Source organism: Streptomyces hypolithicus, assembly GCF_052934925.1.
Genome location: NZ_CM128811.1, coordinates 2,183,473 through 2,204,824 on the forward strand (window position 1 = coordinate 2,183,473; position 21,352 = coordinate 2,204,824).

26 protein-coding genes and 1 pseudogene are annotated in these 21,352 nt (G+C 69.4%); 16 read left to right on the plus strand and 11 right to left on the minus strand.

Annotated elements, in window-relative coordinates; translation table 11 throughout:
• The first annotated feature begins 8 nt into the window (after positions 1-8).
• From sdhC to ACU6WZ_RS10080, 8 genes are all read left to right on the plus strand, one after another.
• Entirely contained in the window at positions 9-353 is a 345-nt protein-coding gene (sdhC, locus tag ACU6WZ_RS10045; protein WP_447033972.1) for a succinate dehydrogenase, cytochrome b556 subunit, read from the plus strand.
• Positions 354-358: 5 nt separating this feature from the next.
• Complete coding sequence (locus ACU6WZ_RS10050) at positions 359-835, plus strand: succinate dehydrogenase hydrophobic membrane anchor subunit (protein ID WP_447032761.1); 477 nt, start codon at positions 359-361, stop codon at positions 833-835.
• A gap of 20 nt (positions 836-855) precedes the next feature.
• Positions 856-2,610, plus strand: a complete 1,755-nt coding sequence (gene sdhA / locus ACU6WZ_RS10055) for a succinate dehydrogenase flavoprotein subunit (RefSeq protein ID WP_447032762.1) — start codon at positions 856-858, stop codon at positions 2,608-2,610.
• Positions 2,610-3,368 carry a succinate dehydrogenase iron-sulfur subunit gene (locus ACU6WZ_RS10060; protein ID WP_447032763.1) on the plus strand — a complete coding sequence of 253 codons (759 nt, stop codon included), beginning with the start codon at positions 2,610-2,612 and terminating at the stop codon, positions 3,366-3,368. The genes sdhA and ACU6WZ_RS10060 overlap by 1 nt, the downstream gene beginning before the upstream one ends.
• Positions 3,369-3,546: 178 nt before the next feature.
• The gene (locus tag ACU6WZ_RS10065) at positions 3,547-4,053 is read left to right on the plus strand and encodes a hypothetical protein (RefSeq protein ID WP_447032764.1); all 507 of its coding nucleotides are present in this window, start codon (positions 3,547-3,549) and stop codon (positions 4,051-4,053) included.
• Positions 4,054-4,156: 103 nt separating this feature from the next.
• A complete protein-coding gene (locus ACU6WZ_RS10070) occupies positions 4,157-4,594 on the plus strand; it encodes a hypothetical protein (RefSeq protein WP_447032765.1) in 438 nt (145 codons plus the stop codon).
• A 5-nt stretch (positions 4,595-4,599) separates the two neighbouring features.
• Entirely contained in the window at positions 4,600-5,010 is a 411-nt protein-coding gene (locus tag ACU6WZ_RS10075) for a thiol-disulfide oxidoreductase DCC family protein (protein WP_447032766.1), read from the plus strand.
• Between the two features lie 11 nt (positions 5,011-5,021).
• On the plus strand, positions 5,022-5,756 hold the full coding sequence (locus tag ACU6WZ_RS10080; RefSeq protein ID WP_447032767.1) for a TetR/AcrR family transcriptional regulator: 735 nt from the start codon (positions 5,022-5,024) through the stop codon (positions 5,754-5,756).
• 178 nt (positions 5,757-5,934) lie between these two features.
• On the opposite strand, the gene ACU6WZ_RS10085 is transcribed toward ACU6WZ_RS10080, so the two are convergent.
• Both ACU6WZ_RS10085 and ACU6WZ_RS10090 read right to left on the minus strand, forming a co-directional pair.
• The gene (locus ACU6WZ_RS10085; protein WP_447032768.1) at positions 5,935-7,257 is read right to left on the minus strand and encodes a metallophosphoesterase; all 1,323 of its coding nucleotides are present in this window, start codon (positions 7,255-7,257) and stop codon (positions 5,935-5,937) included.
• A gap of 2 nt (positions 7,258-7,259) precedes the next feature.
• Positions 7,260-7,511, minus strand: coding sequence for an SCO4848 family membrane protein (locus ACU6WZ_RS10090; RefSeq protein WP_447032769.1), 252 nt, complete (start codon positions 7,509-7,511; stop codon positions 7,260-7,262).
• Here ACU6WZ_RS10090 and ACU6WZ_RS10095 point away from each other — a divergent pair.
• Positions 7,510-9,012, plus strand: a complete 1,503-nt coding sequence (locus ACU6WZ_RS10095; RefSeq protein ID WP_514132734.1) for a D-alanyl-D-alanine carboxypeptidase family protein — start codon at positions 7,510-7,512, stop codon at positions 9,010-9,012. The two genes, ACU6WZ_RS10090 and ACU6WZ_RS10095, sit on opposite strands and share 2 nt — an antisense overlap.
• Here ACU6WZ_RS10095 and ACU6WZ_RS10100 read toward each other — a convergent pair.
• The gene (locus ACU6WZ_RS10100; RefSeq protein WP_447032771.1) at positions 8,960-9,949 is read right to left on the minus strand and encodes a YihY/virulence factor BrkB family protein; all 990 of its coding nucleotides are present in this window, start codon (positions 9,947-9,949) and stop codon (positions 8,960-8,962) included. The two genes, ACU6WZ_RS10095 and ACU6WZ_RS10100, sit on opposite strands and share 53 nt — an antisense overlap.
• Before the next feature lie 178 nt (positions 9,950-10,127).
• Between ACU6WZ_RS10100 and dprE2 the strand changes: the two genes are divergently transcribed.
• Positions 10,128-10,883, plus strand: coding sequence for a decaprenylphospho-beta-D-erythro-pentofuranosid-2-ulose 2-reductase (dprE2, locus tag ACU6WZ_RS10105; RefSeq protein WP_447032772.1), 756 nt, complete (start codon positions 10,128-10,130; stop codon positions 10,881-10,883).
• A 49-nt stretch (positions 10,884-10,932) separates the two neighbouring features.
• Here the strand turns inward: dprE2 and ACU6WZ_RS10110 are convergent, their stop codons facing one another.
• Positions 10,933-11,526 carry a 2'-5' RNA ligase family protein gene (locus ACU6WZ_RS10110; RefSeq protein WP_447032773.1) on the minus strand — a complete coding sequence of 198 codons (594 nt, stop codon included), beginning with the start codon at positions 11,524-11,526 and terminating at the stop codon, positions 10,933-10,935.
• Positions 11,527-11,650: 124 nt separating this feature from the next.
• Positions 11,651-12,664, minus strand: a complete 1,014-nt coding sequence (gene trpS, locus ACU6WZ_RS10115) for a tryptophan--tRNA ligase (RefSeq protein ID WP_447032774.1) — start codon at positions 12,662-12,664, stop codon at positions 11,651-11,653.
• A gap of 256 nt (positions 12,665-12,920) precedes the next feature.
• Between trpS and rocD the strand changes: the two genes are divergently transcribed.
• A complete protein-coding gene (gene rocD / locus ACU6WZ_RS10120; protein ID WP_447032776.1) occupies positions 12,921-14,162 on the plus strand; it encodes an ornithine--oxo-acid transaminase in 1,242 nt (413 codons plus the stop codon).
• Positions 14,163-14,206: 44 nt separating this feature from the next.
• Here rocD and ACU6WZ_RS10125 read toward each other — a convergent pair whose 3' ends face one another.
• Positions 14,207-15,400: a glutathionylspermidine synthase family protein gene (locus tag ACU6WZ_RS10125; protein ID WP_447032778.1), complete on the minus strand. Its 1,194-nt coding sequence runs from the start codon at positions 15,398-15,400 to the stop codon at positions 14,207-14,209.
• Positions 15,401-15,410: 10 nt separating this feature from the next.
• Positions 15,411-15,692, minus strand: coding sequence for a hypothetical protein (locus ACU6WZ_RS10130; RefSeq protein ID WP_447032780.1), 282 nt, complete (start codon positions 15,690-15,692; stop codon positions 15,411-15,413).
• A 163-nt stretch (positions 15,693-15,855) separates the two neighbouring features.
• Between ACU6WZ_RS10130 and ACU6WZ_RS10135 the strand changes: the two genes are divergently transcribed.
• Together ACU6WZ_RS10135 and ACU6WZ_RS10140 are read left to right on the plus strand one after the other, a co-directional pair.
• A complete protein-coding gene (locus tag ACU6WZ_RS10135) occupies positions 15,856-16,719 on the plus strand; it encodes a DMT family transporter (protein ID WP_447033973.1) in 864 nt (287 codons plus the stop codon).
• Between the two features lie 177 nt (positions 16,720-16,896).
• Positions 16,897-17,307 carry a PPOX class F420-dependent oxidoreductase gene (locus ACU6WZ_RS10140; RefSeq protein ID WP_447032782.1) on the plus strand — a complete coding sequence of 137 codons (411 nt, stop codon included), beginning with the start codon at positions 16,897-16,899 and terminating at the stop codon, positions 17,305-17,307.
• Positions 17,308-17,371: 64 nt separating this feature from the next.
• Here the strand turns inward: ACU6WZ_RS10140 and ACU6WZ_RS10145 are convergent, their stop codons facing one another.
• Entirely contained in the window at positions 17,372-17,659 is a 288-nt protein-coding gene (locus tag ACU6WZ_RS10145; protein ID WP_447032784.1) for a hypothetical protein, read from the minus strand.
• Between the two features lie 128 nt (positions 17,660-17,787).
• Positions 17,788-18,219: an ankyrin repeat domain-containing protein gene (locus ACU6WZ_RS10150; RefSeq protein ID WP_447032786.1), complete on the minus strand. Its 432-nt coding sequence runs from the start codon at positions 18,217-18,219 to the stop codon at positions 17,788-17,790.
• 229 nt (positions 18,220-18,448) lie between these two features.
• Between ACU6WZ_RS10150 and ACU6WZ_RS10155 the strand changes: the two genes are divergently transcribed.
• Both ACU6WZ_RS10155 and ACU6WZ_RS10160 read left to right on the plus strand, forming a co-directional pair.
• The gene (locus ACU6WZ_RS10155; RefSeq protein ID WP_447032788.1) at positions 18,449-18,691 is read left to right on the plus strand and encodes a hypothetical protein; all 243 of its coding nucleotides are present in this window, start codon (positions 18,449-18,451) and stop codon (positions 18,689-18,691) included.
• A gap of 40 nt (positions 18,692-18,731) precedes the next feature.
• A complete protein-coding gene (locus tag ACU6WZ_RS10160) occupies positions 18,732-18,977 on the plus strand; it encodes a DUF6879 family protein (RefSeq protein WP_447032789.1) in 246 nt (81 codons plus the stop codon).
• Positions 18,978-18,982: 5 nt separating this feature from the next.
• On the opposite strand, the pseudogene ACU6WZ_RS10165 reads toward ACU6WZ_RS10160, so the two are convergent.
• Positions 18,983-19,291: pseudogene (locus ACU6WZ_RS10165) on the minus strand (integrase core domain-containing protein); the annotation flags it as partial.
• Positions 19,292-19,335: 44 nt separating this feature from the next.
• Here ACU6WZ_RS10165 and ACU6WZ_RS10170 point away from each other — a divergent pair.
• Positions 19,336-20,730 (plus strand): IS30 family transposase, encoded by a 1,395-nt coding sequence (locus tag ACU6WZ_RS10170; RefSeq protein WP_447029501.1) that lies wholly within the window; start codon positions 19,336-19,338, stop codon positions 20,728-20,730.
• Here the strand turns inward: ACU6WZ_RS10170 and ACU6WZ_RS10175 are convergent.
• The gene (locus ACU6WZ_RS10175) at positions 20,627-21,349 is read right to left on the minus strand and encodes an IS3 family transposase (RefSeq protein WP_447033974.1); all 723 of its coding nucleotides are present in this window, start codon (positions 21,347-21,349) and stop codon (positions 20,627-20,629) included. The genes ACU6WZ_RS10170 and ACU6WZ_RS10175 overlap by 104 nt on opposite strands.
• Between the last annotated feature and the right edge of the window lie 3 nt (positions 21,350-21,352).

Consider the following 21,352-nt stretch of genomic DNA (forward strand, 5'->3'; position numbering starts at 1 on the left):
GGGAAGGTATGTGGTCCTGGGTGGCTCATCGAGTCACCGGCGTCCTCATTTTCTTCTTCCTGTTCGTCCATGTCCTCGACACCGCTCTCGTCCGCGTCTCTCCCGAGGCGTACGACGCTGTCGTGGCAACCTACAAGACCCCGCTCGTGGCGCTGCTCGAGTACGGCCTTGTCGCCGCCATTCTCTTCCACGCGCTGAACGGCCTGCGGGTCATCGCCGTGGACTTCTGGTCCAAGGGCCCGCGGTACCAGAAGCAGATGCTCTGGACCGTCATGGGCATCTGGGTCGTGCTGATGGCCGGGGCGCTCTACCCCGTGCTCGGCCACGCCGTACGCGAAGTCTTCGGGAGCTGACACAGATGTCTGAGACCACCACTTCCGCTGTCGGGCCGGTGGAGAGCGAGAGCCTCTACAGCGTCGACAATCCGGCTCCGCTCATCGAGCCGCCCCGCACCCGCACCAAGAAGACGCCGAAGACGACCCGCGGCAATTTCGAGCTGTACGGCTGGCTGTTCATGCGGCTGTCCGGCATCGTGCTGGTCGTCCTGGTCCTCGGCCACCTGCTGATCCAGCTCGTGCTGGACGGCGGCGTGTCCAAGATCGGATTCGCCTTCGTGGCCGGCCGCTGGGCGTCGCCGTTCTGGCAGGTCTGGGACCTCGCCATGCTGTGGCTCGCGATGCTGCACGGCGGCAACGGCCTGCGTACCGTCATCAACGACTACGCGGAGCGGCCCACGACCCGCTTCTGGCTGAAGAACCTGCTGTACACCGCCACGGTGTTCACCGTCCTTCTGGGCACGCTGGTGATCTTCACCTTCGACCCGAACATCCGCTAGGCGCGGGGCTGAGGTAATCCATGAAGATTCACAAGTACGACACCGTCATCGTCGGCGCCGGTGGCGCGGGCATGCGCGCGGCCATCGAGTCGACGAAGCGCAGCCGCACCGCCGTGCTGACGAAGCTCTACCCCACCCGGTCCCACACGGGCGCCGCGCAGGGCGGCATGGCCGCCGCGCTGGCGAACGTGGAGGAGGACAACTGGGAGTGGCACACCTTCGACACGATCAAGGGCGGCGACTACCTGGTCGACCAGGACGCCGCCGAGATCCTGGCGAAGGAGGCCATCGACTCGGTCCTCGACCTGGAGAAGATGGGCCTGCCGTTCAACCGCACCCCGGACGGCACCATCGACCAGCGCCGCTTCGGCGGTCACTCCCGCAACCACGGTGAGGCCCCGGTCCGCCGGTCCTGCTACGCCTCGGACCGCACCGGCCACATGATCCTCCAGACGCTGTACCAGAACTGCGTCAAGGAGGGTGTGGAGTTCTTCAACGAGTTCTACGTCCTCGACCTGCTGATGGCCGACGTCGACGGCGTCAAGAAGTCGGCGGGCGTCGTCGCGTACGAACTGGCGACCGGCGAGATCCACGTCTTCCAGGCGAAGGCCGTCATCTTCGCCTCCGGCGGCACCGGCAAGTTCTTCAAGGTGACGTCGAACGCGCACACCCTGACCGGTGACGGCCAGGCCGCGGCGTACCGCCGTGGGCTGCCGCTGGAGGACATGGAGTTCTTCCAGTTCCACCCGACGGGCATCTGGCGCATGGGCATCCTGCTGACGGAGGGCGCCCGCGGTGAGGGCGGCATCCTCCGCAACAAGGACGGCGAGCGCTTCATGGAGAAGTACGCGCCGGTCATGAAGGACCTCGCGTCCCGTGACGTCGTATCGCGCTCCATCTACACGGAGATCCGCGAGGGGCGCGGCTGCGGCCCCGAGGGCGACCACGTCTTCCTCGACCTCACGCACCTGCCGCCGGAGCAGCTCGACGCCAAGCTCCCGGACATCACCGAGTTCGCGCGTACGTACCTGGGCATCGAGCCGTACACCGACCCGATCCCGATCCAGCCGACCGCGCACTACGCCATGGGCGGCATCCCGACGAACGTCGCCGGTGAGGTCCTCCGCGACAACACCACGGTCGTTCCCGGCCTGTACGCCGCCGGTGAGGTCGCCTGCGTGTCGGTGCACGGCGCCAACCGTCTGGGCACCAACTCGCTGCTCGACATCAACGTCTTCGGCAAGCGCGCCGGCATCGCCGCCGCGGAGTACAGCGCGAAGGCCGAGTACGTCGAGCTGCCCGAGAACCCGGCGTCGCTCGTCGTCGAGCAGGTCGAGCGCCTGCGCAGCAACACCGGCCGCGAGCGGGTCCACGACCTGCGCCGGGAGCTGCAGGAGACGATGGACGCCAACGTGATGGTGTTCCGCACCGAGCAGACGATCAAGACGGCGGTCGAGAAGATCGGCGAGCTGCGCGCGCGGTACAAGAACGTGTCCGTGCAGGACAAGGGCAAGCGGTTCAACACCGACCTGCTGGAGGCCATCGAGCTGGGCAACCTGCTCGACCTGGCCGAGGTCATGGCCGTGTCCGCCCTGGCGCGCAAGGAGTCCCGCGGCGGTCACTACCGCGAGGACTTCCCGAACCGCGACGACGTCAACTTCATGCGCCACACCATGGCGTACCGCGAGGTCGGCGACGACGGCACCGAGTCGATCCGTCTCGACTACAAGCCGGTCGTCGTGACCCGCTACCAGCCGATGGAGCGTAAGTACTGATGGCTACTCCGACGATGGACAAGGTCGAGGCCGCGTCCGCGCCCTCGCCGTACATCACGGTCACTTTCCGGATCCGCCGCTTCAACCCCGAGGTCTCGGCCGAGGCCCAGTGGCAGGACTTCCAGATCGAGATCGACCCGAAGGAGCGGGTGCTCGACGGTCTCCACAAGATCAAGTGGGAGACCGACGGCACGCTGACCTTCCGCCGCTCGTGCGCGCACGGCATCTGTGGCTCCGACGCGATGCGGATCAACGGCAAGAACAGGCTCGCCTGCAAGACGCTGATCAAGGACATCAACCCGGAGAAGCCGATCACAGTCGAGGCCATAAAGGGCCTCACGGTCCTCAAGGACCTCGTGGTCGACATGGACCCGTTCTTCCAGGCGTACCGCGATGTCATGCCGTTCCTGATCACGAACGGGAACGAGCCGACGCGTGAGCGGCTGCAGAGCTCCGAGGACCGCGAGCGGTTCGACGACACCACCAAGTGCATCCTGTGCGCCGCGTGCACGTCCTCGTGCCCGGTGTTCTGGAACGACGGCCAGTACTTCGGCCCGGCGGCGATCGTCAACGCGCACCGCTTCATCTTCGACAGCCGTGACGAGGGTGGCGAGCAGCGCCTCGAAATCCTCAACGACAAGGACGGCGTGTGGCGTTGCCGCACGACCTTCAACTGCACGGACGCGTGCCCGCGTGGCATCGAGGTCACGAAGGCGATCCAGGAAGTCAAGCGCGCGCTGATCACGCGCCGCTTCTAGGGTCCCTCTGCGCCTGCGTCGTTTCGGCGTTTCGGCGTACGCGCGCGACAGGCCCCGCCGTCCCGGTTGTTCCGGGCGGCGGGGCTTTCGCGTACCCGGGGTGGCCGGGCGGCCCCTTGTGCCAGGATTGCCTGAAATTCAGCGGCATGACAGGCGGGCCGAGGGGAGCACGGGGATCATGAGCGAGCAGCATCCGAATCCGTACGCGGCGGACGGTGACCCGAACGGGAACTACCAGTGGGGCCCGGCGCAGGGTTACGGCTACCCGCACGGCGGTTACGGCTACCCGTACGGCGCCCCGGTGCCGTACGCCGGGCCGCCGCCGGGTGGCGTCGGGGGCGCGCCGCTGATGCACATCGGCGACATCACCGTCACCGGCGACTCGGTCATCACGCCGTCCGGCACGATGCCGCTGCGGGGCGCGATCTGGACCGCCACCGACATGTCCCGCACCGACGAGAAGATTCCGACGGTCGCGATCGTGCTGGCCGTCGTCTTCTCCGTCGCGTGTCTGCTGGGGCTGCTGTTCCTCCTGATGAAGGAGAAAGTGACGACGGGGTACATCCAGATCACCGTCACCAGCGGCGGCCGGCACCACTCGACGATGATCCCGGCCATCGGCCCGCAGACATTCCCGATGGTCATGGGCCAGATCAACTACCTGCGTTCGCTGAGCAGCATGTAGGGACGGCGCCCAAGCACCTGGGACCGCGCACTTGAACACGTTCAAAAGAGGGTCTAGAGTCATGACCGTCAGCTTTTGAACACGTTCAAGAGAGAGGTGGGGCATGGACCTCACTGTGGTCACGTACGTCGTCTACCTCCTGATCAGCGTGGCGCTCACCGTGTGGGTGGCCCGGACGCTGGGGCGGAACGGCAAGATCTTTCTCGCCGACGTACTCCAGGGGAACGAGAAGCTCGCCGACGCCGTCAACCATCTGCTGGTGGTCGGCTTCTATCTGGTCAACCTGGGCTTCGTCGCCCTCTACCTGAAGGCGGCCGACACGGTCAGCGAGGCCCGCGGCCTCTTCGAGGTGCTGTCGGTGAAGATCGGCGTCGTGCTGCTCGTGCTCGGCGTGATGCACCTCGGCAACGTCTTCGTCCTCAACAAGATCCGCCGCCGCGGCGTGATGGAGCGCGAGCAGGTCCCGCCGGTCGGCCCCCAGGGCTGGACGCCTCCGCAGGGCTGGACGCCCCCGTCGGCCGCCGGCCCCGCCGGGGCGTGAGCGCGATGAGCGCGCCGTCCGTAGCGGTCAGGTCTCTCACCGTCCTGTACGACTCCCAGTGCTTGCTCTGCCTCCACCTGCGGGGCTGGCTGGCGCGGCAACGACAGCTCGTACCGCTGGAACTGATCCCCGCCGGTTCGCCCGAGGCACAGCTGCGGTATCCGGCGCTCGACCACGGCCGTACGCTGCGGGAGATCACCGTCATCGGCGACCGGGGCCAGATATACGCGGGCCCCGCGGCCTGGATCGTCTGCCTGTGGGCGCTGGCCGAGCACCGGCCGAAGGCGCACTGGCTGGCCACCCCGGGCGGGCAGCCGTTCGTACGGGGCACGATGCTCGCGGCGGCCAAGTACCGCGCTGCGACCGGCAGCGCGGGAACGGCGCCCTGCGACGTGCAGTGCGCCGTACCCCGTTAGGCTCGGGCACCGTGACTGCAGCGAAGACCCCGGCCGATCCCAAGCCCCCGGCCGACCCGAAGGCCCCCAAGAGCGAGCAGACCCGCACGCTGATCCTCGAGACCGCGCTCCGGCTGTTCCAGGAGCGCGGTTACGACAAGACGACGATGCGGGCCATCGCCCAGGAGGCGGGGGTCTCGACCGGGAACGCGTACTACTACTTCGGCTCGAAGGAGCACCTCGTCCAGGGTTTCTACGACCGCATCGCCGCCGAGCACGCGGCGGCGGTGGAGCCGGTGCTCGCGGCCGAGAAGGACCTGGCGGCGCGGATCAGCGGGGTGCTGCTGGCCTGGCTGGGCGTGGCGGCGCCGTACCACCGTTTCGCCGCCCAGTTCTTCAAGAACGCGGCCGATCCGGAGAGCCCGCTCAGCCCCTTCTCGACAGACTCCGCGCCGGCGCGGGAGGCGGCCATCGCGATCCAGAAGCGGGCACTGGACGGCTCCACGACGAAGGCCGATCCCGAACTGGCTGCGGAGTTGCCGCAGTTGATGTGGCTGCTACAGATGGGCCTGGTGCTGTTCTGGGTGTACGACCGCTCGGACGGCTGCGCGCGCAGCCACCGCCTGGTCGAGCGCGTGGCACCACTGGCGGCGCGGGCGATCGCACTCTCCCGCTTCCGCCTGCTGCGACCGCTGGTGCGGCAACTGCACGAACTGCTGGTGGACTTCATGCCGGACGCCACGACGGGACCTGGCGGCCGCGCCTGAGGTGCGGCATCGGTCTAGGGGTGTCTGACAATTCCCCGTGGGTCAAGGAGCGGCGTCCGGTGCGTGCGATCGTAAGGCGCCGGACAGTCCTCGTAGCGGAGCTACTAGGGCTTTTCGGCAACGCTGCGAGCGTGCGTGCCGGACGCCGCGACGCCGCGGGGAATCGTCAGACACCCCCTTAAGCCTGGCGGGAAGCCAGTTCCACGATCGTGATGTCGGACTCCGCGCCCACCCGCACCGGCGGGCCCCACGCGCCCGCCCCACGCGAGACGTACAGCTGGGTGTCGCCGTACCGCTCAAGACCCGCCAGGGTCGGGTTCGCCTGGGCTGCGACGAGGTTGCCGGGCCACAGCTGGCCGCCGTGGGTGTGCCCGGACAGCTGGAGGTCCACGCCGTGGCGCACCGCGTCGTGGATCACCACGGGCTGGTGCGCGAGCAGGACGGACGCGCGGGTACGGTCCCGGGCGCCCAGCGCCCGTGCGAAGTCGGGGCCCTGGCCCTCGCTCTCGCCCGCGATGTCGTTCACCCCGGCGAGGTCGAAGCCGGCGATCTCGACGCGGTCGTTCTCCAGCGGGCGCAGGCCGAGCTCCCGTACGTGCTCGACCCACTCCTCGGCGCCGGAGAAGTACTCGTGATTGCCCGTCACGAAGTACGCCCCGTGGCGTGATCTGATCCGCGCCAGCGGCTCGGCCGCCCGGCCGAGGTCGGCCACGCTGCCGTCGACGAGGTCGCCGACCACGGCCACCAGGTCCGGCTGCGCGGAGTTGATCGTGTCGACGATCCGCTGGGTGTGGGCGCGGCCGAGGATCGGGCCGAGGTGTACGTCGCTGACCACCGCGATCCGGAACCCGTGCGCCCCGCGCGGCAGCTTGGCCAGCGGCACCCGGACCCGCTTGAGCCGCGGGCCGCGCATTACCCCGTAGGTGCCGTACCCCACCGTGCCGAGCGCGGCGACGGCCGCCCCGGCGCCCACCACCCGGGACACGAACAGGCGCCGCGACACGTCGGAGGGCGCAGCGGGGGCGGGCGCGGAGGTCGCCGTCACGGTGTCCGTGCCGCCGCCAGGCGTCGGCGCAGCGGCAGCGGCGGTGCCCGCGTCTCCGGCGGTCGGCTGAGGCGCAGCCGCCTGGGCCGGCGCCCCCTCGGCCGGGTCCCCGCCGGCAGCCGTACCCGCCGCCGCGCGCCGCTCCAGCCACCGCCGCAGCAGCGGCCGTACCGCTTCGCCCACCACCAGCGCCATCACCAGGTACATCAGCACCGCCAGCCACAGGTACCCCGGCCACGCCACGACCTGCTGCACCCAGAACGGCGCACCGGCCCGAGCCGAGACCAGCGCGGCCACCATCAGCAGCGGCAGCGTCACCAGCACCACCGTGCCGGTCCGCCGCAGGGCGCCGCCGCGGGCGGTGGTGTCGCGGACGAGCCGGCGCCACACGTACCAGTGCGCGACGGACAGCAGCGCGAGAACCGACAGGGCGACAAAAGCGAAGACCACGACCACGGTTATCCCTGGCTCCGCTCACGTCGCAGGGCCCGCACTCCACGGAACCCGATCACTCCAATAGCCGTCCCCAGAAGAAAGGACGTCACGGCTAGCAGAAGATGCACCCAGAAGTACGTGGTCGGGTCACCGGCGTCGTCGAACGCGAGCCCGCTGCCGTCCTTCCACAGGTTCTTGACGAAGGTGACCCAGATGAACAGGCTCCATACCCCGAAGGCGAGCAGGAACCAGGAGACGGGACGGCTGAGCTTCATGGGCCCAGTATCGCCGCCCCCCGCAGGCCCCCGCCGACCGGGGGCCGGGCTGCTGCGGGGCGCCCCGTCCGGGGGCGGGCCGCTCCCGGAGGGACGGCTCAGGGCCGCCCCCTCCGGGTGCGCACCCCTGTTCACTCCCTGTACGTTCTTGATCGTGTCAGCCGCTAAAAGGACCGCCGCCGAAAAGACCGCCGTTAACGAGACCGCCGTTAACGAAACCGTCGTCAAAAGGACCGCCGTCAGGAAGACCGCGCTGACGGTCCTCTCCGCCGTGCTGCTCCCCGCACTCATCGCCCTGCCCGCGCACGCGGCGACCGGTGCGGCGGCCCCGGAGGACAAGGCGGGGGCCAAGCAGCCGCAGCCTCCCGCCCAGATGTCCACGGTCGGCGGCACGCAGCTCGGGCGGCCCGGTACACAGGTGAAGCTCGGCAAGGGCGCCCCCGTCCTGCCCAAACGGCTGAGCGGGCGGTCCTGGATCGTCACGGACGCCGAATCGGGCGACGTACTCGCGGCGCACAACGCGCACTGGCGGCTGCCCCCCGCGTCGACCCTGAAGATGCTGTTCGCCGACACGGTGCTGCCGAAACTGGACAAGTCGCAGGTCCACAAGGTGGCCGAGGAGGAGCTGGCCAGGGTGGGCGCGGGCAGCAGCCTCGTCGGCATCAAGGAGGACCACACCTACTCCGTGCACGACCTGTGGCTCGGCGTCTTCCTGCGCTCGGGCAACGACGCCGTGCACGTCCTGTCGGAGATGAACGGCGGGCTGACGAAGACCGTCAAGGACATGCAGACGCACGCCGAGGAGCTCCAGGCGCTGGACACCCACGTCGTCTCACCCGACGGGTACGACGCGAAGCACCAGGTCAGCAGCGCGTATGACCTGACGCTGATCGCCCGCAGCGGCATGCAGAAGAAGGAGTTCCGGGAGTACGCCGCGACGGCGTACGCCAAGTTCCCCGGCGGCGAGGACGGGAAGAAGCGCGAGAGCTTCGAGATCCAGAACACCAACCGGCTGCTGACGGGCGCCTGGGGCGTCGAGCCGTACAAGGGCATCGCGGGCATCAAGAACGGCAGCACGACCCACGCGGGTTCGACGTTCACCGGTGTCGCTCAGCGCGGCGAGCGGGTGCTGCTGGTCACGGTCATGAACCCGTCCGCGGACGAGGGGCACGCCGTCTACAAGGAAGCCGCCCGCCTGCTCGACTGGGGATTCGAGGCGTCCGGGAAGGTGACCCCGATCGGAGTCCTGGTGCCGCCGAAGTCCGCCAAGACCGGCAAGGGTGCGCCGCCGTCCCACGACATCGAGGCGCCGGGGGCCGGCGAGGGCGCGGCCGCGAAGAAGCAGCCGACAGCCCTCGCCTCCGCCGACGACGGATCGAGCGGCGCGGGCGTCGCCCTGGCCGTCGCCGGCGGTGCGCTGGTGGTGCTGGCCGGATCAGCGGTCCTGGTCAACCGCCGGTGGCCACTGCCTTCCCTGGGGCGGCGCCGCCCGCGCCGCTGAGCGGATTCTCAGCGGAGGAGGCGGAGGAGGAGGAGGCGGAGGAGGAGGAGGACGAGTCCTCGGTGCGGATGCCGTCGTCGCGTTCGTCGTCGTGGCGCGTCGCCGTCCAGGCGGCGCAGAACAGCAGCAGCTTCGACGTGAAGTTGATCCACAGCAGCAGCGCGATGGGGATGCCGAACGCCCCGTACATGCTCTTCGCGGCGACGTCCTTCATGTAGCTGCCGAGCAGCAGCTTGAGCAGCTCGAAGCCGACCGCGCCGATGATCGCCGCGGTGATCAGGCGGTGCCGGGCCGGTTTCACCCCGGGGAGCAGGGTCAGGACGTACAGGAGGATGAGGAAGTCCGCGCCGGCCGCCAGGGCGAGCGCGGCGACCTGCAGCAGCACACCGCCGACGCCGCTGCCGGAGATGCCGATGCGCTCGGCCGTCCAGCCGATGGCCGTCGAGCCGATCGAGGAGGCGGCCCACGAGGCCAGGCCGACCGCGCCGAGGCCCAGCAGGATGCCGGCGTCCTGGAGCTTGCGCAGGACGATGTTGCCCTCGTCCAGGTCGTCCATGTCCCAGACGGCCCGAAGGCACTCACGCATCGAGCCGACCCACCCGATGCCGGTGAACAGCAGCAGGGCGCCGGCGACGAGGCCGATGGCGCCGGCGTTCTGCACCAGGGAATCGATGTTCAGCTGCTCCGAGATGCCCGGCACCTGCTCGGCGAGCTTGTCCTGCAGGTCCTTGAGCTGCCGGTCCGAGAGCATGGCCGCGCCGACCACAGCGGCCACGGTGATCAGCGGGAAGATCGCCAGAAAACTGATGAAGGTGACCGCGGCGGCGAGCCGCGTCCAGTGGGTGCGGTCGAGTGTTTCGTACGTACGCCAGGCGTGAGTGACCATCAGCCGCGTGAACAGCGGCCCGACCACGGGCAGTTTCTTCAGCCAGTCCATGGGGTGCGCCTACCCTCCGTGCGGCTGACCATGAAAACACCGTCGGTCACCCGTTCCGCTCAGCACACTGGCGTTTCTTTCAAAAAGGACGTTTAGGGACGATACGTTCGCTCCTTGACCGTGCACGAGCCGACCCGGCACGCCCCGCCCGCCCGCCCGCCCCCAGGAGCACATTCCCATGACGGACGCCTCCGCCCTCCCGCACTCCCTCCTCGTCCTCGGCGGCACCTCCGAGATCGGCCTGGCCACCGCCCGCCGCCTGATCGCCCGCCGCGTCCGTACGGTCTGGCTCGCCGGACGCCCGTCGCCCGCCCTGGACGCCGAGGCCGCCGCCCTGCGCACCCTGGGCGCGGACGTCCGTACGGTCGTCTTCGACGCGCTTGACCCCGCGTCGCACGAGGCCGCCCTCGGCAAGGTCTTCGCGGAGGGACCCGTCGACATGGTGCTGATGGCCTTCGGCGTGCTCGGCGACCAGGCGCACGACGAGCAGGATCCGCTCGCGGCGGTACGGATCGCGCAGACCAACTACACGGGCGCCGTCTCCGCCGGCCTGGTGTGCGCGCGGGCGCTCCAGGGGCAGGGCCACGGCTCCCTGGTCGTGCTGTCGTCGGTCGCGGGCGAGCGTGCCCGCCGCGCCGATTTCATCTACGGGTCGAGCAAAGCCGGCCTGGACGCCTTCACCCAGGGACTCGCCGACGCGATGTACGGGACGGGCGTGCACGTGATGCTCGTACGCCCCGGATTCGTGCGCTCGAAGATGACGGCGGGCCGGGCGCCGCGCCCGCCGGCGACCACGCCGGGCGTGGTGGCCACGGCGATCGAGAGCGGGCTGCGGCGCCGGGCGGAGACGGTGTGGGTGCCGGGGGCGCTGCGCGCCTTCATGGCCGCCGTACGCCACCTTCCGCGCCCGCTGTACCGGCGCCTGCCGCTGTGACCGGGCCGGTGCTGTGAGCGGGCTGCCCCGCGGGGAACCGCCGGTGGGGTCAGCGGCGCAGGGACGGCGTGGCCGGGGTGGTCACGGGTGAGTTCTGCGCGGGTACGGCGCCGCGCGAACCGCCGCCGAACGCGTACTCCCGGAGCTTGCGCCACACCCCGTCCGGCCCCTGCTCGTAGAGCGCGAACCCGGCGCAGGCCCACTGGGCCTCGTACTCGGACAGCTCCGCGTACGCCCGGTCCATGCCCTCTTCCGAGATGCCGTGCGCGACCGTGACGTGCGGGTGGTACGGGAACTGCAGCTCGCGCACGAGCGGCCCCGACGTGTCCCTGACCCGCTTCTGCAGCCAGGAGCAGGCCGCCGCGCCCTCGACGACCTGCACGAAGACGACCGGGGACAGCGGCCGGAAGGTGCCCGTGCCGGACAGCCGCATCGGGAAGGGCCGCCCCGACGAGGCGATCGCCGTGAGGTGCGCCTCGACGGCCGGCAGCAGGGCCGCGTCCACCTCGGTCGGAGGCAGGAGGGTGACATGCGTGGGGATGCCGTGCGCGGCAGGATCCCCGAAGCTCACGCGCCGCTCCTGGAGCAGGCTGCCGTACGGCTCCGGGACCGCGATCGAAACGCCGAGCGTTACGGTCCCCACGTCGTTCTCCTCCGTCGTCCGGTACATCCTGTGACGCAGCCTGTGTGCTGCCTGTGCGGTACTGCCTGTGTGCAGTGTGGCGGGCGGGGCGCCCCCGTGACCAGAGTCCTAGGTCCGGGACCTGTCAGTGCTTGGCCGGAAGCAGGCCGATTTTCTCGTAGGCCTGGGCGAGGGACTCCGCGGCGACCGTGCGGGCCTTCTCGGCTCCCTTGGCCAGGATCGAGTCCAGCGTCTCGGGGTCCCCCAGATATTCCTGGGTGCGGGTCCTGAACGGCGTGACGAACTCCACCATCACCTCGGCCAGGTCCGTCTTGAGCGCGCCGTACATCTTGCCCTCGTACTTCTGCTCCAGCTCGGCGATGGTCGCACCGGTGAGCGTGGAGTAGATGGAGAGCAGGTTACTGACGCCCGGCTTCGCGACGGCGTCATAGCGGATCACGGTGTCGGTGTCGGTGACCGCGCTCTTGACCTTCTTGGCGGTCACCTTGGGCTCTTCCAGCAGGTTGACCAGGCCCTTCGGCGTCGACGCCGACTTGCTCATCTTGATCGCCGGGTCCTGGAGATCGAAGATCTTGCCGGTCTCCTTGAGGATGTAGGGCGCCGGGACGGTGAACGTCTCGCCGAACCGGCCGTTGAACCGCTCCGCGAGGTCACGGGTCAGCTCGATGTGCTGACGCTGGTCCTCACCGACGGGAACCTGGTCGGCCTGGTAGAGCAGGATGTCGGCGACCTGCAGGATCGGGTACGTGAAGAGGCCGACGGTGGCACGGTCGGAACCCTGCCGGGCGGACTTGTCCTTGAACTGCGTCATACGGGAGGCCTCGCCGAACCCGGTGAGGCAGTTCATCAGCCAGCCGAGCTGGGCGTGCTCGGGCACGTGGCTCTGCACGAAGAGCGTGCAGCGGTCCGGGTCGAGCCCGGCGGCCAGCAGCTGGGCGACGGCGAGCCGGGTATTGGCCCGCAGCTCGGCGGGGTCCTGGGGAACGGTGATCGCGTGCAGGTCAACGACCATGTAGAAGGCGTCGTGGGTTTCCTGCAGGGCGACCCACTGGCGCACGGCGCCGAGGTAGTTGCCGAGGTGGAACGAGCCCGCGGTGGGCTGGATGCCGGAGAGCACACGAGGACGATCAGAGGCCATGGGCCCATTCTCTCAGGTGCGGAACGCAACTCGGTTCTCCGGTGCGCACGGGCCCGCCCGTGGCGCCGGCCCGTGGCGCGCCGGGGCGTGGCGCCGGGGCGTGGCGCGCCGGGCGGGCCCGAGACCTCAGCGACGGCGTCGGCCTCAGACCGGCCGGCAAACCGCATGTTTCTGCGTCTGGCATGCGAGCGACGATAGAAAGGGGCAGCATCCCTGCTCAGCACCGGATGAACTCGTCTCGACGATCGGAGACCCCGTGTCGACCACCTCGCACACTTCGCGCACCTCGGGCACCTCGCGCACCGAAGCTGCCATCTCTTCCGCCGAGACGCACAGCGCGCACAACTACCACCCGCTGCCCCTGGTCGTCGCGTCGGCGGACGGCGCGTGGATGACCGACATCGAGGGACGCCGCTTCCTCGACATGCTCGCCGGGTACTCCGCACTCAACTTCGGCCACCGAAACCGCCGGCTGATCGACGCCGCCAAGGCGCAGCTGGACAGGGTCACGCTGACTTCCCGGGCCTTCCACCACGACCGGTTCGCCGAGTTCGCCACCGCGCTCGCCGACCTCTGCGGCATGGAGATGGTGCTGCCGATGAACACCGGGGCGGAAGCGGTGGAGACCGCCGTGAAGACCGCCCGCAAGTGGGGCTACCAGGTCAAGGGTGTACCGGACGGCCGGGCCAAGATCGTGGTGGCGGGCAACAACTTCCACGGCCGTACGACGACCATCGTGAGCTTCTCGACGGACACGGAGGCACGCGCCGACTTCGGCCCGTACACCCCCGGCTTCGAGATCGTGCCGTACGGCGACCTGACGGCGCTGCGGGCGGCGGTCACCGAGAACACAGTGGCGGTACTGCTGGAGCCGATCCAGGGCGAGGCGGGCGTCCTGGTGCCGCCGGCCGGATACCTGGCGGGCGTACGGGAGTTGACGCGCGAGCGGAACGTTCTCTTCATCGCCGACGAGATCCAGTCCGGGCTCGGGCGCACCGGCAGGACCTTCGCCTGCGAACACGAGGGCGTCGTCCCCGACATGTACGTCCTCGGCAAGGCGCTGGGCGGGGGCGTCGTGCCGGTGTCCGCGGTGGTGTCGTCGGCGGACGTACTGGGCGTGTACCGGCCGGGCGAGCACGGTTCGACGTTCGGCGGGAACCCGCTGGCCTGCGCGGTGGCGCTGGAGGTCATCGCGATGCTGCGCACCGGGGAGTTCCAGCAGCGCGCGACCGAGCTGGGCGACCACCTGCACCAGCAGCTCGGGCTGTTGGTGGGCGGCGGCGCGGTGGAGGCGGTACGCGGCCGGGGGCTGTGGGCGGGCATCGACATCGCCCCGGCGATCGGCACCGGCCGGCAGATCTCGGAGCGGCTGATGGACCGGGGCGTACTGGTCAAGGACACCCACGGCTCGACGATCCGGATCGCACCGCCGCTGGTGATCAGCAAGGAGGACCTGGACTGGGGGCTCGACCAGCTCGCCGCGGTACTGGCCGAGTAGCGGCCCACGGTCCGGCTCACACGGTCCGGCTCACACCGTGCGGCTCAGAGGATCACGTGCGGGATGAAGCGGGCGTACTCGTCCGTGATCAGGCCCGACGACTCCCGGATGCCGAGCCCCGCCGCCTCGTTCTCGACGACCCACGCGCCAAGCACCACGCGGTTGCCGTCGAAGTCGGGCAGCGGGGCCAACTCCTGGTAGCAGAAGGCCTGTTCGCCCGCTTCCGGAGACGGCCGCGTGCCCGGCTCGTGGATCGTGACGCCCGCCCCCTCGCGGCCCAGCAGGGGCTTGGCGACGTAACCGGGCCCGCCCGCGGCGGCGAGTTCGCGCGGGCCGTCGAGATAGGCGGCGAGCAGGTTCGGGTGGCCGGGGTAGAGCTCCCACAGGATCGCCAGCAGCGCCTTGTTGGAGAGCAGCATCTTCCAGGCCGGCTCGATCCAGCAGGTGGTGCCGGTGCCGCCGCCGTTGTCCAGGGTGTTGATCACGTGCGGGCCGAAGCGGTCCGTGGTCAGCCACTCCCACGGGTAGAGCTTGAAGCAGCTGCGGATGAAGCGCAGCCTGGTGTCGACGAAGCGGCCCGAGAGCCGGTCCCAGCCGATCTGCTCGACGGACAGCGCCTCGGTGTCGAGGCCGGCCTGCTGGGCGGTCTCGCGCAGGTACGCGACCGTCATCAGGTCCTCGCCCAGCTCGTCGCCCTCGGAGTGCACGAAGTGCACCGGGCCGGGCGGCAGCAGCGGGGCCTGGCGCTTCCACGCGTCGACCAGCCGCTCGTGCAGGGAGTTCCACTGGTCGGCGCCCGGGAAGCGCTCCTCCATCCAGAACCACTGCGGGCTCGCGGCCTCCACCAGCGAGGTGGGGGTGTCGGCGTTGTACTCCAGCATCTTGGCCGGGCCCGTGCCGTCGTAGCGCAGATCGAACCGGCCGTAGATGGACGGGAGTTCGGCGCGCCGCCGCCACGACGAGGCCACCCGCGCGGCCAGCCGCGCGTCGGTGATGCCGAGGTCGGCGAAACGGTCGTGCTCGACGATGTGCTCGGCGGCGGCCAGGCACATGGTGTGCAGTTCCTCGACGACGTCCTCCATCGCCTCGACCTCGGGCAGCGAGAACTCGTAGTACGCGCTCTCGTCCCAGTACGGGCGCAGGGACCCGTCGGGGTAGCGGGTCAGCGGGTAGACGCAGCCCTGCTCCTCGACGGTCTGCTGCCAGCCGGGGCGGGGCTCGATCGTGTGTCGCTTCACGGGCCGGGTGTCAGCCGCCGCTGGAGCCGGACGAGCCGAAGCCGCCGGTGTCGACCGCGGACTTGTCGAAGCTGCCGCCCTTGGCCTTGCCGCTGCCGACGCTGCCGCCGTAGTAGTACCTGCCGCTGCCGTTGTCGTCGCACTCGCGCTCGGGCAGCACCTTCTTGGTGGTCCGGTCGACGCACCGCTTGTCGGGCTCGGAGCCGCACGCGGTGAGTGTCGCCGCGAGCACTCCCATGCCGCCGAGCAGCACCGTGCCCGACCTCAGTCTGCGCCGCCGTCGTTCCGTCATGTCCCGCCCTCTTCCCCGTCGTACGTCGCACGTCGCACGTCGCACGTCGCACGTCGTACAAAATGTCTCGCCCCACCGTCCGGACAGACTAGATGCCCCGTTTCCGCCGCCGGAACCCGGTGCGCGATCTCCGCGCACCTAGAGTCGGTTTGTGATTGTCGGGATGTTTTGCGCGCTCTGTTCGGCGGTCTGTGTCGGTACGGCCTCCGTGCTCCAGGCCGTCGCGGTCCGCGCCGCGCAGCCCGGCACGGGCAGCGGGGTCGACGTAACGCTTGTGCTGCACGCTCTGCGGCAGTGGCGGTACGTCGCCGGGCTCGCCCTCGACGGACTCGGCTTCGCGCTCCAGATCGTCGCGCTGCTCGTCATCCCCATCTACACGGTCGAGGCCACGCAGGCTGCGAGCCTCGCCGTGACGGCGGTGGTCGCGGCGCGCGTGCTCGGCGTACGGCTCAAGGGGAGGGAGTGGGGCGCGGTGGCCGTGGTGTGCGTGGGACTGGCGGTGCTCGGGCTCTCCTCCGGGGAGCAGGGCGCGCGCAACGGCCCTCCCGCCCTGCCGTACGCGCTGCTCGGCGTGGTGGGCGTGGTGCTGCTCGCCGCGGCGGTGGCGGGGCGGCTGCGCGATCCGGTGCGGTCGCTGGTCCTGGGGGTGGGGGCGGGCACGGGCTTCGGGGTGGTGTCGGTCTCGGTGCGGCTGATCGACGACCTGTCCCCGGCGGCGCTGGTCGCCGACCCGGCGTCGTACGCGCTGCTGCTGGGGGGCGGGACGGCGTTCCTGCTGCTGGCGTCCGCGTTCCGGCGGGGCTCGGTGACGACGGCGACGGCGGGCATGGTCGTCGGCGAGACGATCGGCCCGGCCCTGGCCGGCGTCATCTGGCTCGGCGACCGCACCCGCGACGGCCTGGCGGGGATGGCGGTGGCGGGCTTCGTGATCGCGGTGACGGGCGCACTGGCCCTGGCCCGCTTCGGCGAGGCACCGGTGGCTCCGGCGGCGGCGGACGACGAGCCCGCGAGCCCGTCCGGCGGCTGAGGACCGGGCCGGCCCTACGCTGAGCCCCGGTCCTGTGCGTTCGCGTTCCTATGCGGTCCTGCGCGCCCGCCGCCGCGCCCCCGCGTCACGCTCCACCGTCCACCGTCCACCGTCCACCCGCATCCTGCTCGGGTGTTCCAGTGGTAGCCGAGCGGCGTGGTCCCTATGCTCGGAAACGTGGCTGAACTTTCCCCAGAGGTACGCACGCTGCTCACGGGCCGGAACATGGCCCACGTCGCGACGCTGATGCGTGACGGCGCACCACACGTCTCACCGGTGTGGATCGCCATCGAGGGGGACCGCCTGGCGATCTTCTCCGCGCAGGAGAATCTCAAGCTCAGGAACATGCGCCGGGACGGGCGGGTGGCCATCTCCGTATGCGACGAACACAACCCGTACCGCAGCGCGGTGATCCGCGGCCGGGTGGCCGCCGAGATCGAGGGCGATGAGGCGATCTCGATCATGGATCGAATCAGCAACCGCTACGTCGGCAGCGACTTCCCCATGCGGACAGCGATCGTGTCCCTCATCGAGCCCGAACGCGTGCTCTTCCAGGACCTCCCCTTCAAGCACCCGACGGAGCACTGACGCGGCTTGCTGTCGCGCTGTCGCGGCAACGCCGCACACAGCGCGTCCACGCTGGCGGTCCGGCCTACTGGCGCACGAGAGCAATCAGCTGCCAGACCAGTACGGCGTGCGCAAGAATGCACATACCCCACACCCCTGACAACGCCCCTGAGGCCCGCGCCCCATGGCCGAACACCGTGGCCCATCCGGCTGCCACCATGACGGCGGACACGGCGCAGAGAATCCAGGAAATGACAAGCCACGGTGTGGAGAGCTCCGTGAGAAGTCGGATCACGGCAAGGGGCGCAAGCGTCAGCAGAGGCAGGGCCCATGTCCCTTCGGTGTCAGCGCGGGGGGACTTGGTATCGGTCATCTCTAACTCCGGATGAGGAATCGCTGATCGGCTTCGTCGGTGCATCGTTCCTCAATCGCTGCGGCGCCCACCAGGGTGTCGTTGTCCACCAGCCGACACATCTGTATCCCTGATGGCGAGCGGCGATGCTATGCGGTTGCCCCGCGCCGGTTGGCTCCCGCCGCAGTGAGGAGAGCGACAGCTTCGGGATGCGGGCCGGCGATCGCCCAATCCAGGGGGGAATAGCCCGTGCCGTGATCTTCACGAACGCTCGGATCCGCGCCGTGCGCCAACAGTTCCCGCACCGTTTCGGTGTGCCCCCAGCATGCGGCTCCGCACAGGGGCGTGCCTTCGCCGCCGTGTCCGCTCTCGGTGTCCGGGCAGGCCCCGGCCACCAGGAGCAGGCGGGCGATCTCGGCTTCGCCGTTCACGGATGCCGTATACAGAGGGGTGGTGCCCTCGCTGTCCGCTCGCTCCGGGTCGGCCCCAGCCCGAAGAAGCGCCTTCACACGGGTAGTTTCGCCCAGCAAAGCCGCTGTGACGAGGTGCCGGGAGAGCTTCTTCCGCTGCCGATGGTTCATGGGTGCCGAGGTTAGCGACCGGTTGCGTGGCGGGGCCAGCGTTCGCCACGTAGCGAACACTGAAACGGCTTGCTGTCGCGCTGTCACAGCAGCGCCGCGCGCAGCGCGTCCGGCGTTCCCGCCCAGGAGCTGTCCGGAGTGGCTGGAATGGCACTCTTGACGGGGCGTCGTGCACTCGTGAGGGTCTCCCGGTAGAAGCCCATGCAACCGCATGGCCTGGGAGGCCACTGTGTCGCTACGGTTCATCGCGAAGGACCCGAACACGGACGGGGCGAACTGCCCAACGGTCTGGGTCGACGAGGAACGGCAGGAGATCGTGTTGCACGGGTGGAGGGCTGACGAGGGCACGCAGGCCGAGTGCCTGCTGTCCGGCTCCATCCCTGACAGTGAGGCCGTCGTGCGGCTGCCGCTGCGTATGGCCGCTGCCATCCGGGAGGCTTGCGATGCCGCAGACGGCACCGCCGTTCGCTGAGCTACTTGGCAACTGTCTTAGCTCCGCAGTGCATTTGGAGATGCGGGACCACTACGACGACCCCGACGAAGCGCCGCGAGTAGCAGCATGGAAGGCGGGATACCGTCCGGACCCGGACAACCGGGCGACGTGGTGGCGCCCGTGGCTCGACATGGTGGCGGAGTCGGCCGGCCGGGGTGTCGAGTTCCGCCGGGCCCGGATCGTATCCGAACCCGTGAGCGAGTACACCCGCTACCTGTACGACGGCACCTTTGCGAACGTGGCTGAACCGTTCCGGGTTCGGTAGAGGCTCTAGATTGTGGCTTTGACCTGCGGTTCTTGCGAGTTTTGGTAGTGGATGGCTTCGTATTCGGAGGGTGGGACGTGGCCTATCTCACCGTGGAGTCGACGATGGTTGTACCAGTCGACGTACTCGGCGGTGGCCAGCTCGACGTCGCTCAGGGCTTTCCAGGGCCGCTGCGGCTTGATGAGTTCGGTTTTGTAGAGCCCGATGGTCGATTCCATCAGGGCGTTGTCGAGGGCGTCTCCGACGGTGCCGATGGACGCGGCGATCTGTTCGGCGGCCAGGTGGGTGGCGAGACGGAAGCTGGTGTATTGGGCGGATTCAACCGGTCGTCGCAACACCTTGATCGTGGAGGTGTCCGATGGGACGGCCGACTGGGTGGACGACGGCGGTAACAGGGCGCCCGGCGATGCGATCGCCGGGCAGACCGCCGATTCGTCGGGATGTGGAGCGTGTCTTCTGGAAGAAGATTGCTGAGGGGCTGACCAGTGAGGATGCGGCGATCGCGTGCGGCGTGTCGGGGCCCGTGGGAACTCGGTGGTTCCGGGAACGTGGCGGGATGCCGTCGATCCAGATTGGCCCGGTGTCGGGCAGGTATCTCTCCTTCGAAGAGCGTGAAGAGATCGCTCTGCTGAAGGCTCAGGACGCCGGGGTCCGGGAGATCGCCCGCAGGCTGGGCAGGACCCCTTCGACGATTTCGCGGGAACTGCGGCGCAACGCCGCCACCCGCAATGGACAGCTCGCCTACCGGGCGTCGATCGCGCAGTGGAAGGCCGAACTGGCCGCGCAGCGGCCGAAACTGTCCAAGCTGGCCGGCAACGAGCGGCTGCACGAGTACGTCCAGGACCGCCTGGCCGGAGAGATCCGCTACCAGGACGGTGCACCTGCGCCGGGGCCCGCGGTATCGCGGTGGAAGGGACGGAACAAGCCGAGGCGTCAGGACCGCCGTTGGGCCACATCGTGGAGCCCACAGCAGATATCCAACCGGCTGAGGGTCGACTTCCCCGATGATGAGTCCATGCGTATCTCGCACGAGGCGGTCTACCAGGCGCTCTACGTCCAGGGCCGCGGCGGGCTGAAGCGTGAACTCGTCGCCTGCCTGCGTACCGGCCGAGCCCTACGAGTGCCCCGGGCCCGCACCGCTGGCCGGGGGAAGAAATTCGTCACCGAGGAGGTGCTGATCAGTCAGCGGCCGGCTGAGGTGGAGGACCGGGCGGTCCCCGGTCACTGGGAGGGCGACCTCATCATCGGCCTGAACAGCTCCGCGATCGGCACCCTGGTGGAACGCAGCAGCAGGTTCACGATGCTGTTGCACCTGCCGCCGATGCCCGGCCACGGCGGCCCACGGACCAAGAACGGCCCCGCGCTTGCCGGTCACGGAGCCGAGGCCGTACGTGCAGCCCTCGCGGAAGTGATCGTCGACCTTCCCTCCCAGCTCCGCAAGTCCCTTACCTGGGACCAGGGTTCGGAACTGGCGCAGCACGCCCTGCTCCGCATCGACACAGGTCTGGAGATCTACTTCGCCGACCCGCACAGCCCCTGGCAGCGCGGAACCAATGAGAATACCAACGGCCTGCTACGGCAGTACTTCCCGAAGGGCACCGACCTCAGCAGGCACACCCGCGAAGACCTCGCCGCCGTCGCCGCCGCCCTTAACAGCAGACCTCGCAAGACCCTTGGCTGGAGGACCCCAGCCGAGACTCTCGACAGTCACCTACTATCGACACAAAGCGGAAGTGTTGCGACGACTCCTTGAACCCAAGTTGAGATCCGGCATCGGAATGATGTATCAACTCCCTTGCGGTAACGGGGTTTCCGGACCGGTCGCGTTGCCACAGACCCATTTCCAGTGCGGACAGCACCAGCGGGGTCTGCTTGTTCGTCGCTGCGGACCAGCCGACGATCCGGCGGGAGTAGGTGTCGACGAGGAACGCGACGTAGACGGTGCCGGACCAGGTGGCCACGTAGGTGAAGTCCGCGACCCACACCCGGTTGGGAGCACTGGCCACGAACTGCCGGCTGAGCCGGTCCGGGGCACGCTCGGCTTCTTTGTCCGCCACCGTGGTGACGACTTTCTTCCCTCGCACCGCCCCCACCAGACCTTCGGCCTTCATCAGCCGCTCGACGGTGCACCGGGCCACCTGATGGCCCCGGCGTTTGAGCTCGGCCCAGATTTTGCGGGCTCCGTAGACGCTGTAGTTGTCCCGGTAGATACTGACGATCAGCGGCGCGAGTTCCGCGTCCCGCAGGGCGCGGGCCGACACGGGACGTTTCTTGTACGCGTAGTAGGTGGACGGGTGGATGCTGCAGTCGTGCTCGGTGAGCGTCCTGCAGATCGGCTCGACTCCGCCGAAGCGGTCCCGGTACTCGTCGATGAA

Bases quoted from the DNA above. Each gene is read 5' to 3' on its own strand.
- ACU6WZ_RS10160 (WP_447032789.1), top strand. From the start codon at position 18,732: ATGCGGGACCACTACGACGACCCCGACGAAGCGCCGCGAGTAGCAGCA.
- sdhC (WP_447033972.1), top strand. From the start codon at position 9: ATGTGGTCCTGGGTGGCTCATCGAGTCACCGGCGTCCTCATTTTCTTC.
- ACU6WZ_RS10100 (WP_447032771.1), bottom strand. From the start codon at position 9,949: ATGGACTGGCTGAAGAAACTGCCCGTGGTCGGGCCGCTGTTCACGCGG.
- trpS (WP_447032774.1), bottom strand. From the start codon at position 12,664: ATGGCCTCTGATCGTCCTCGTGTGCTCTCCGGCATCCAGCCCACCGCG.
- ACU6WZ_RS10075 (WP_447032766.1), top strand. From the start codon at position 4,600: ATGAGCGCGCCGTCCGTAGCGGTCAGGTCTCTCACCGTCCTGTACGAC.
- ACU6WZ_RS10145 (WP_447032784.1), bottom strand. From the start codon at position 17,659: ATGACCGATACCAAGTCCCCCCGCGCTGACACCGAAGGGACATGGGCC.
- ACU6WZ_RS10095 (WP_514132734.1), top strand. From the start codon at position 7,510: ATGGGCCCAGTATCGCCGCCCCCCGCAGGCCCCCGCCGACCGGGGGCC.
- ACU6WZ_RS10050 (WP_447032761.1), top strand. From the start codon at position 359: ATGTCTGAGACCACCACTTCCGCTGTCGGGCCGGTGGAGAGCGAGAGC.
- dprE2 (WP_447032772.1), top strand. From the start codon at position 10,128: ATGACGGACGCCTCCGCCCTCCCGCACTCCCTCCTCGTCCTCGGCGGC.
- ACU6WZ_RS10090 (WP_447032769.1), bottom strand. From the start codon at position 7,511: ATGAAGCTCAGCCGTCCCGTCTCCTGGTTCCTGCTCGCCTTCGGGGTA.
- ACU6WZ_RS10135 (WP_447033973.1), top strand. From the start codon at position 15,856: ATGTTTTGCGCGCTCTGTTCGGCGGTCTGTGTCGGTACGGCCTCCGTG.
- ACU6WZ_RS10130 (WP_447032780.1), bottom strand. From the start codon at position 15,692: ATGACGGAACGACGGCGGCGCAGACTGAGGTCGGGCACGGTGCTGCTC.
- sdhA (WP_447032762.1), top strand. From the start codon at position 856: ATGAAGATTCACAAGTACGACACCGTCATCGTCGGCGCCGGTGGCGCG.
- ACU6WZ_RS10065 (WP_447032764.1), top strand. From the start codon at position 3,547: ATGAGCGAGCAGCATCCGAATCCGTACGCGGCGGACGGTGACCCGAAC.
- ACU6WZ_RS10170 (WP_447029501.1), top strand. From the start codon at position 19,336: ATGGGACGGCCGACTGGGTGGACGACGGCGGTAACAGGGCGCCCGGCG.
- ACU6WZ_RS10150 (WP_447032786.1), bottom strand. From the start codon at position 18,219: ATGAACCATCGGCAGCGGAAGAAGCTCTCCCGGCACCTCGTCACAGCG.
- ACU6WZ_RS10060 (WP_447032763.1), top strand. From the start codon at position 2,610: ATGGCTACTCCGACGATGGACAAGGTCGAGGCCGCGTCCGCGCCCTCG.
- ACU6WZ_RS10070 (WP_447032765.1), top strand. From the start codon at position 4,157: ATGGACCTCACTGTGGTCACGTACGTCGTCTACCTCCTGATCAGCGTG.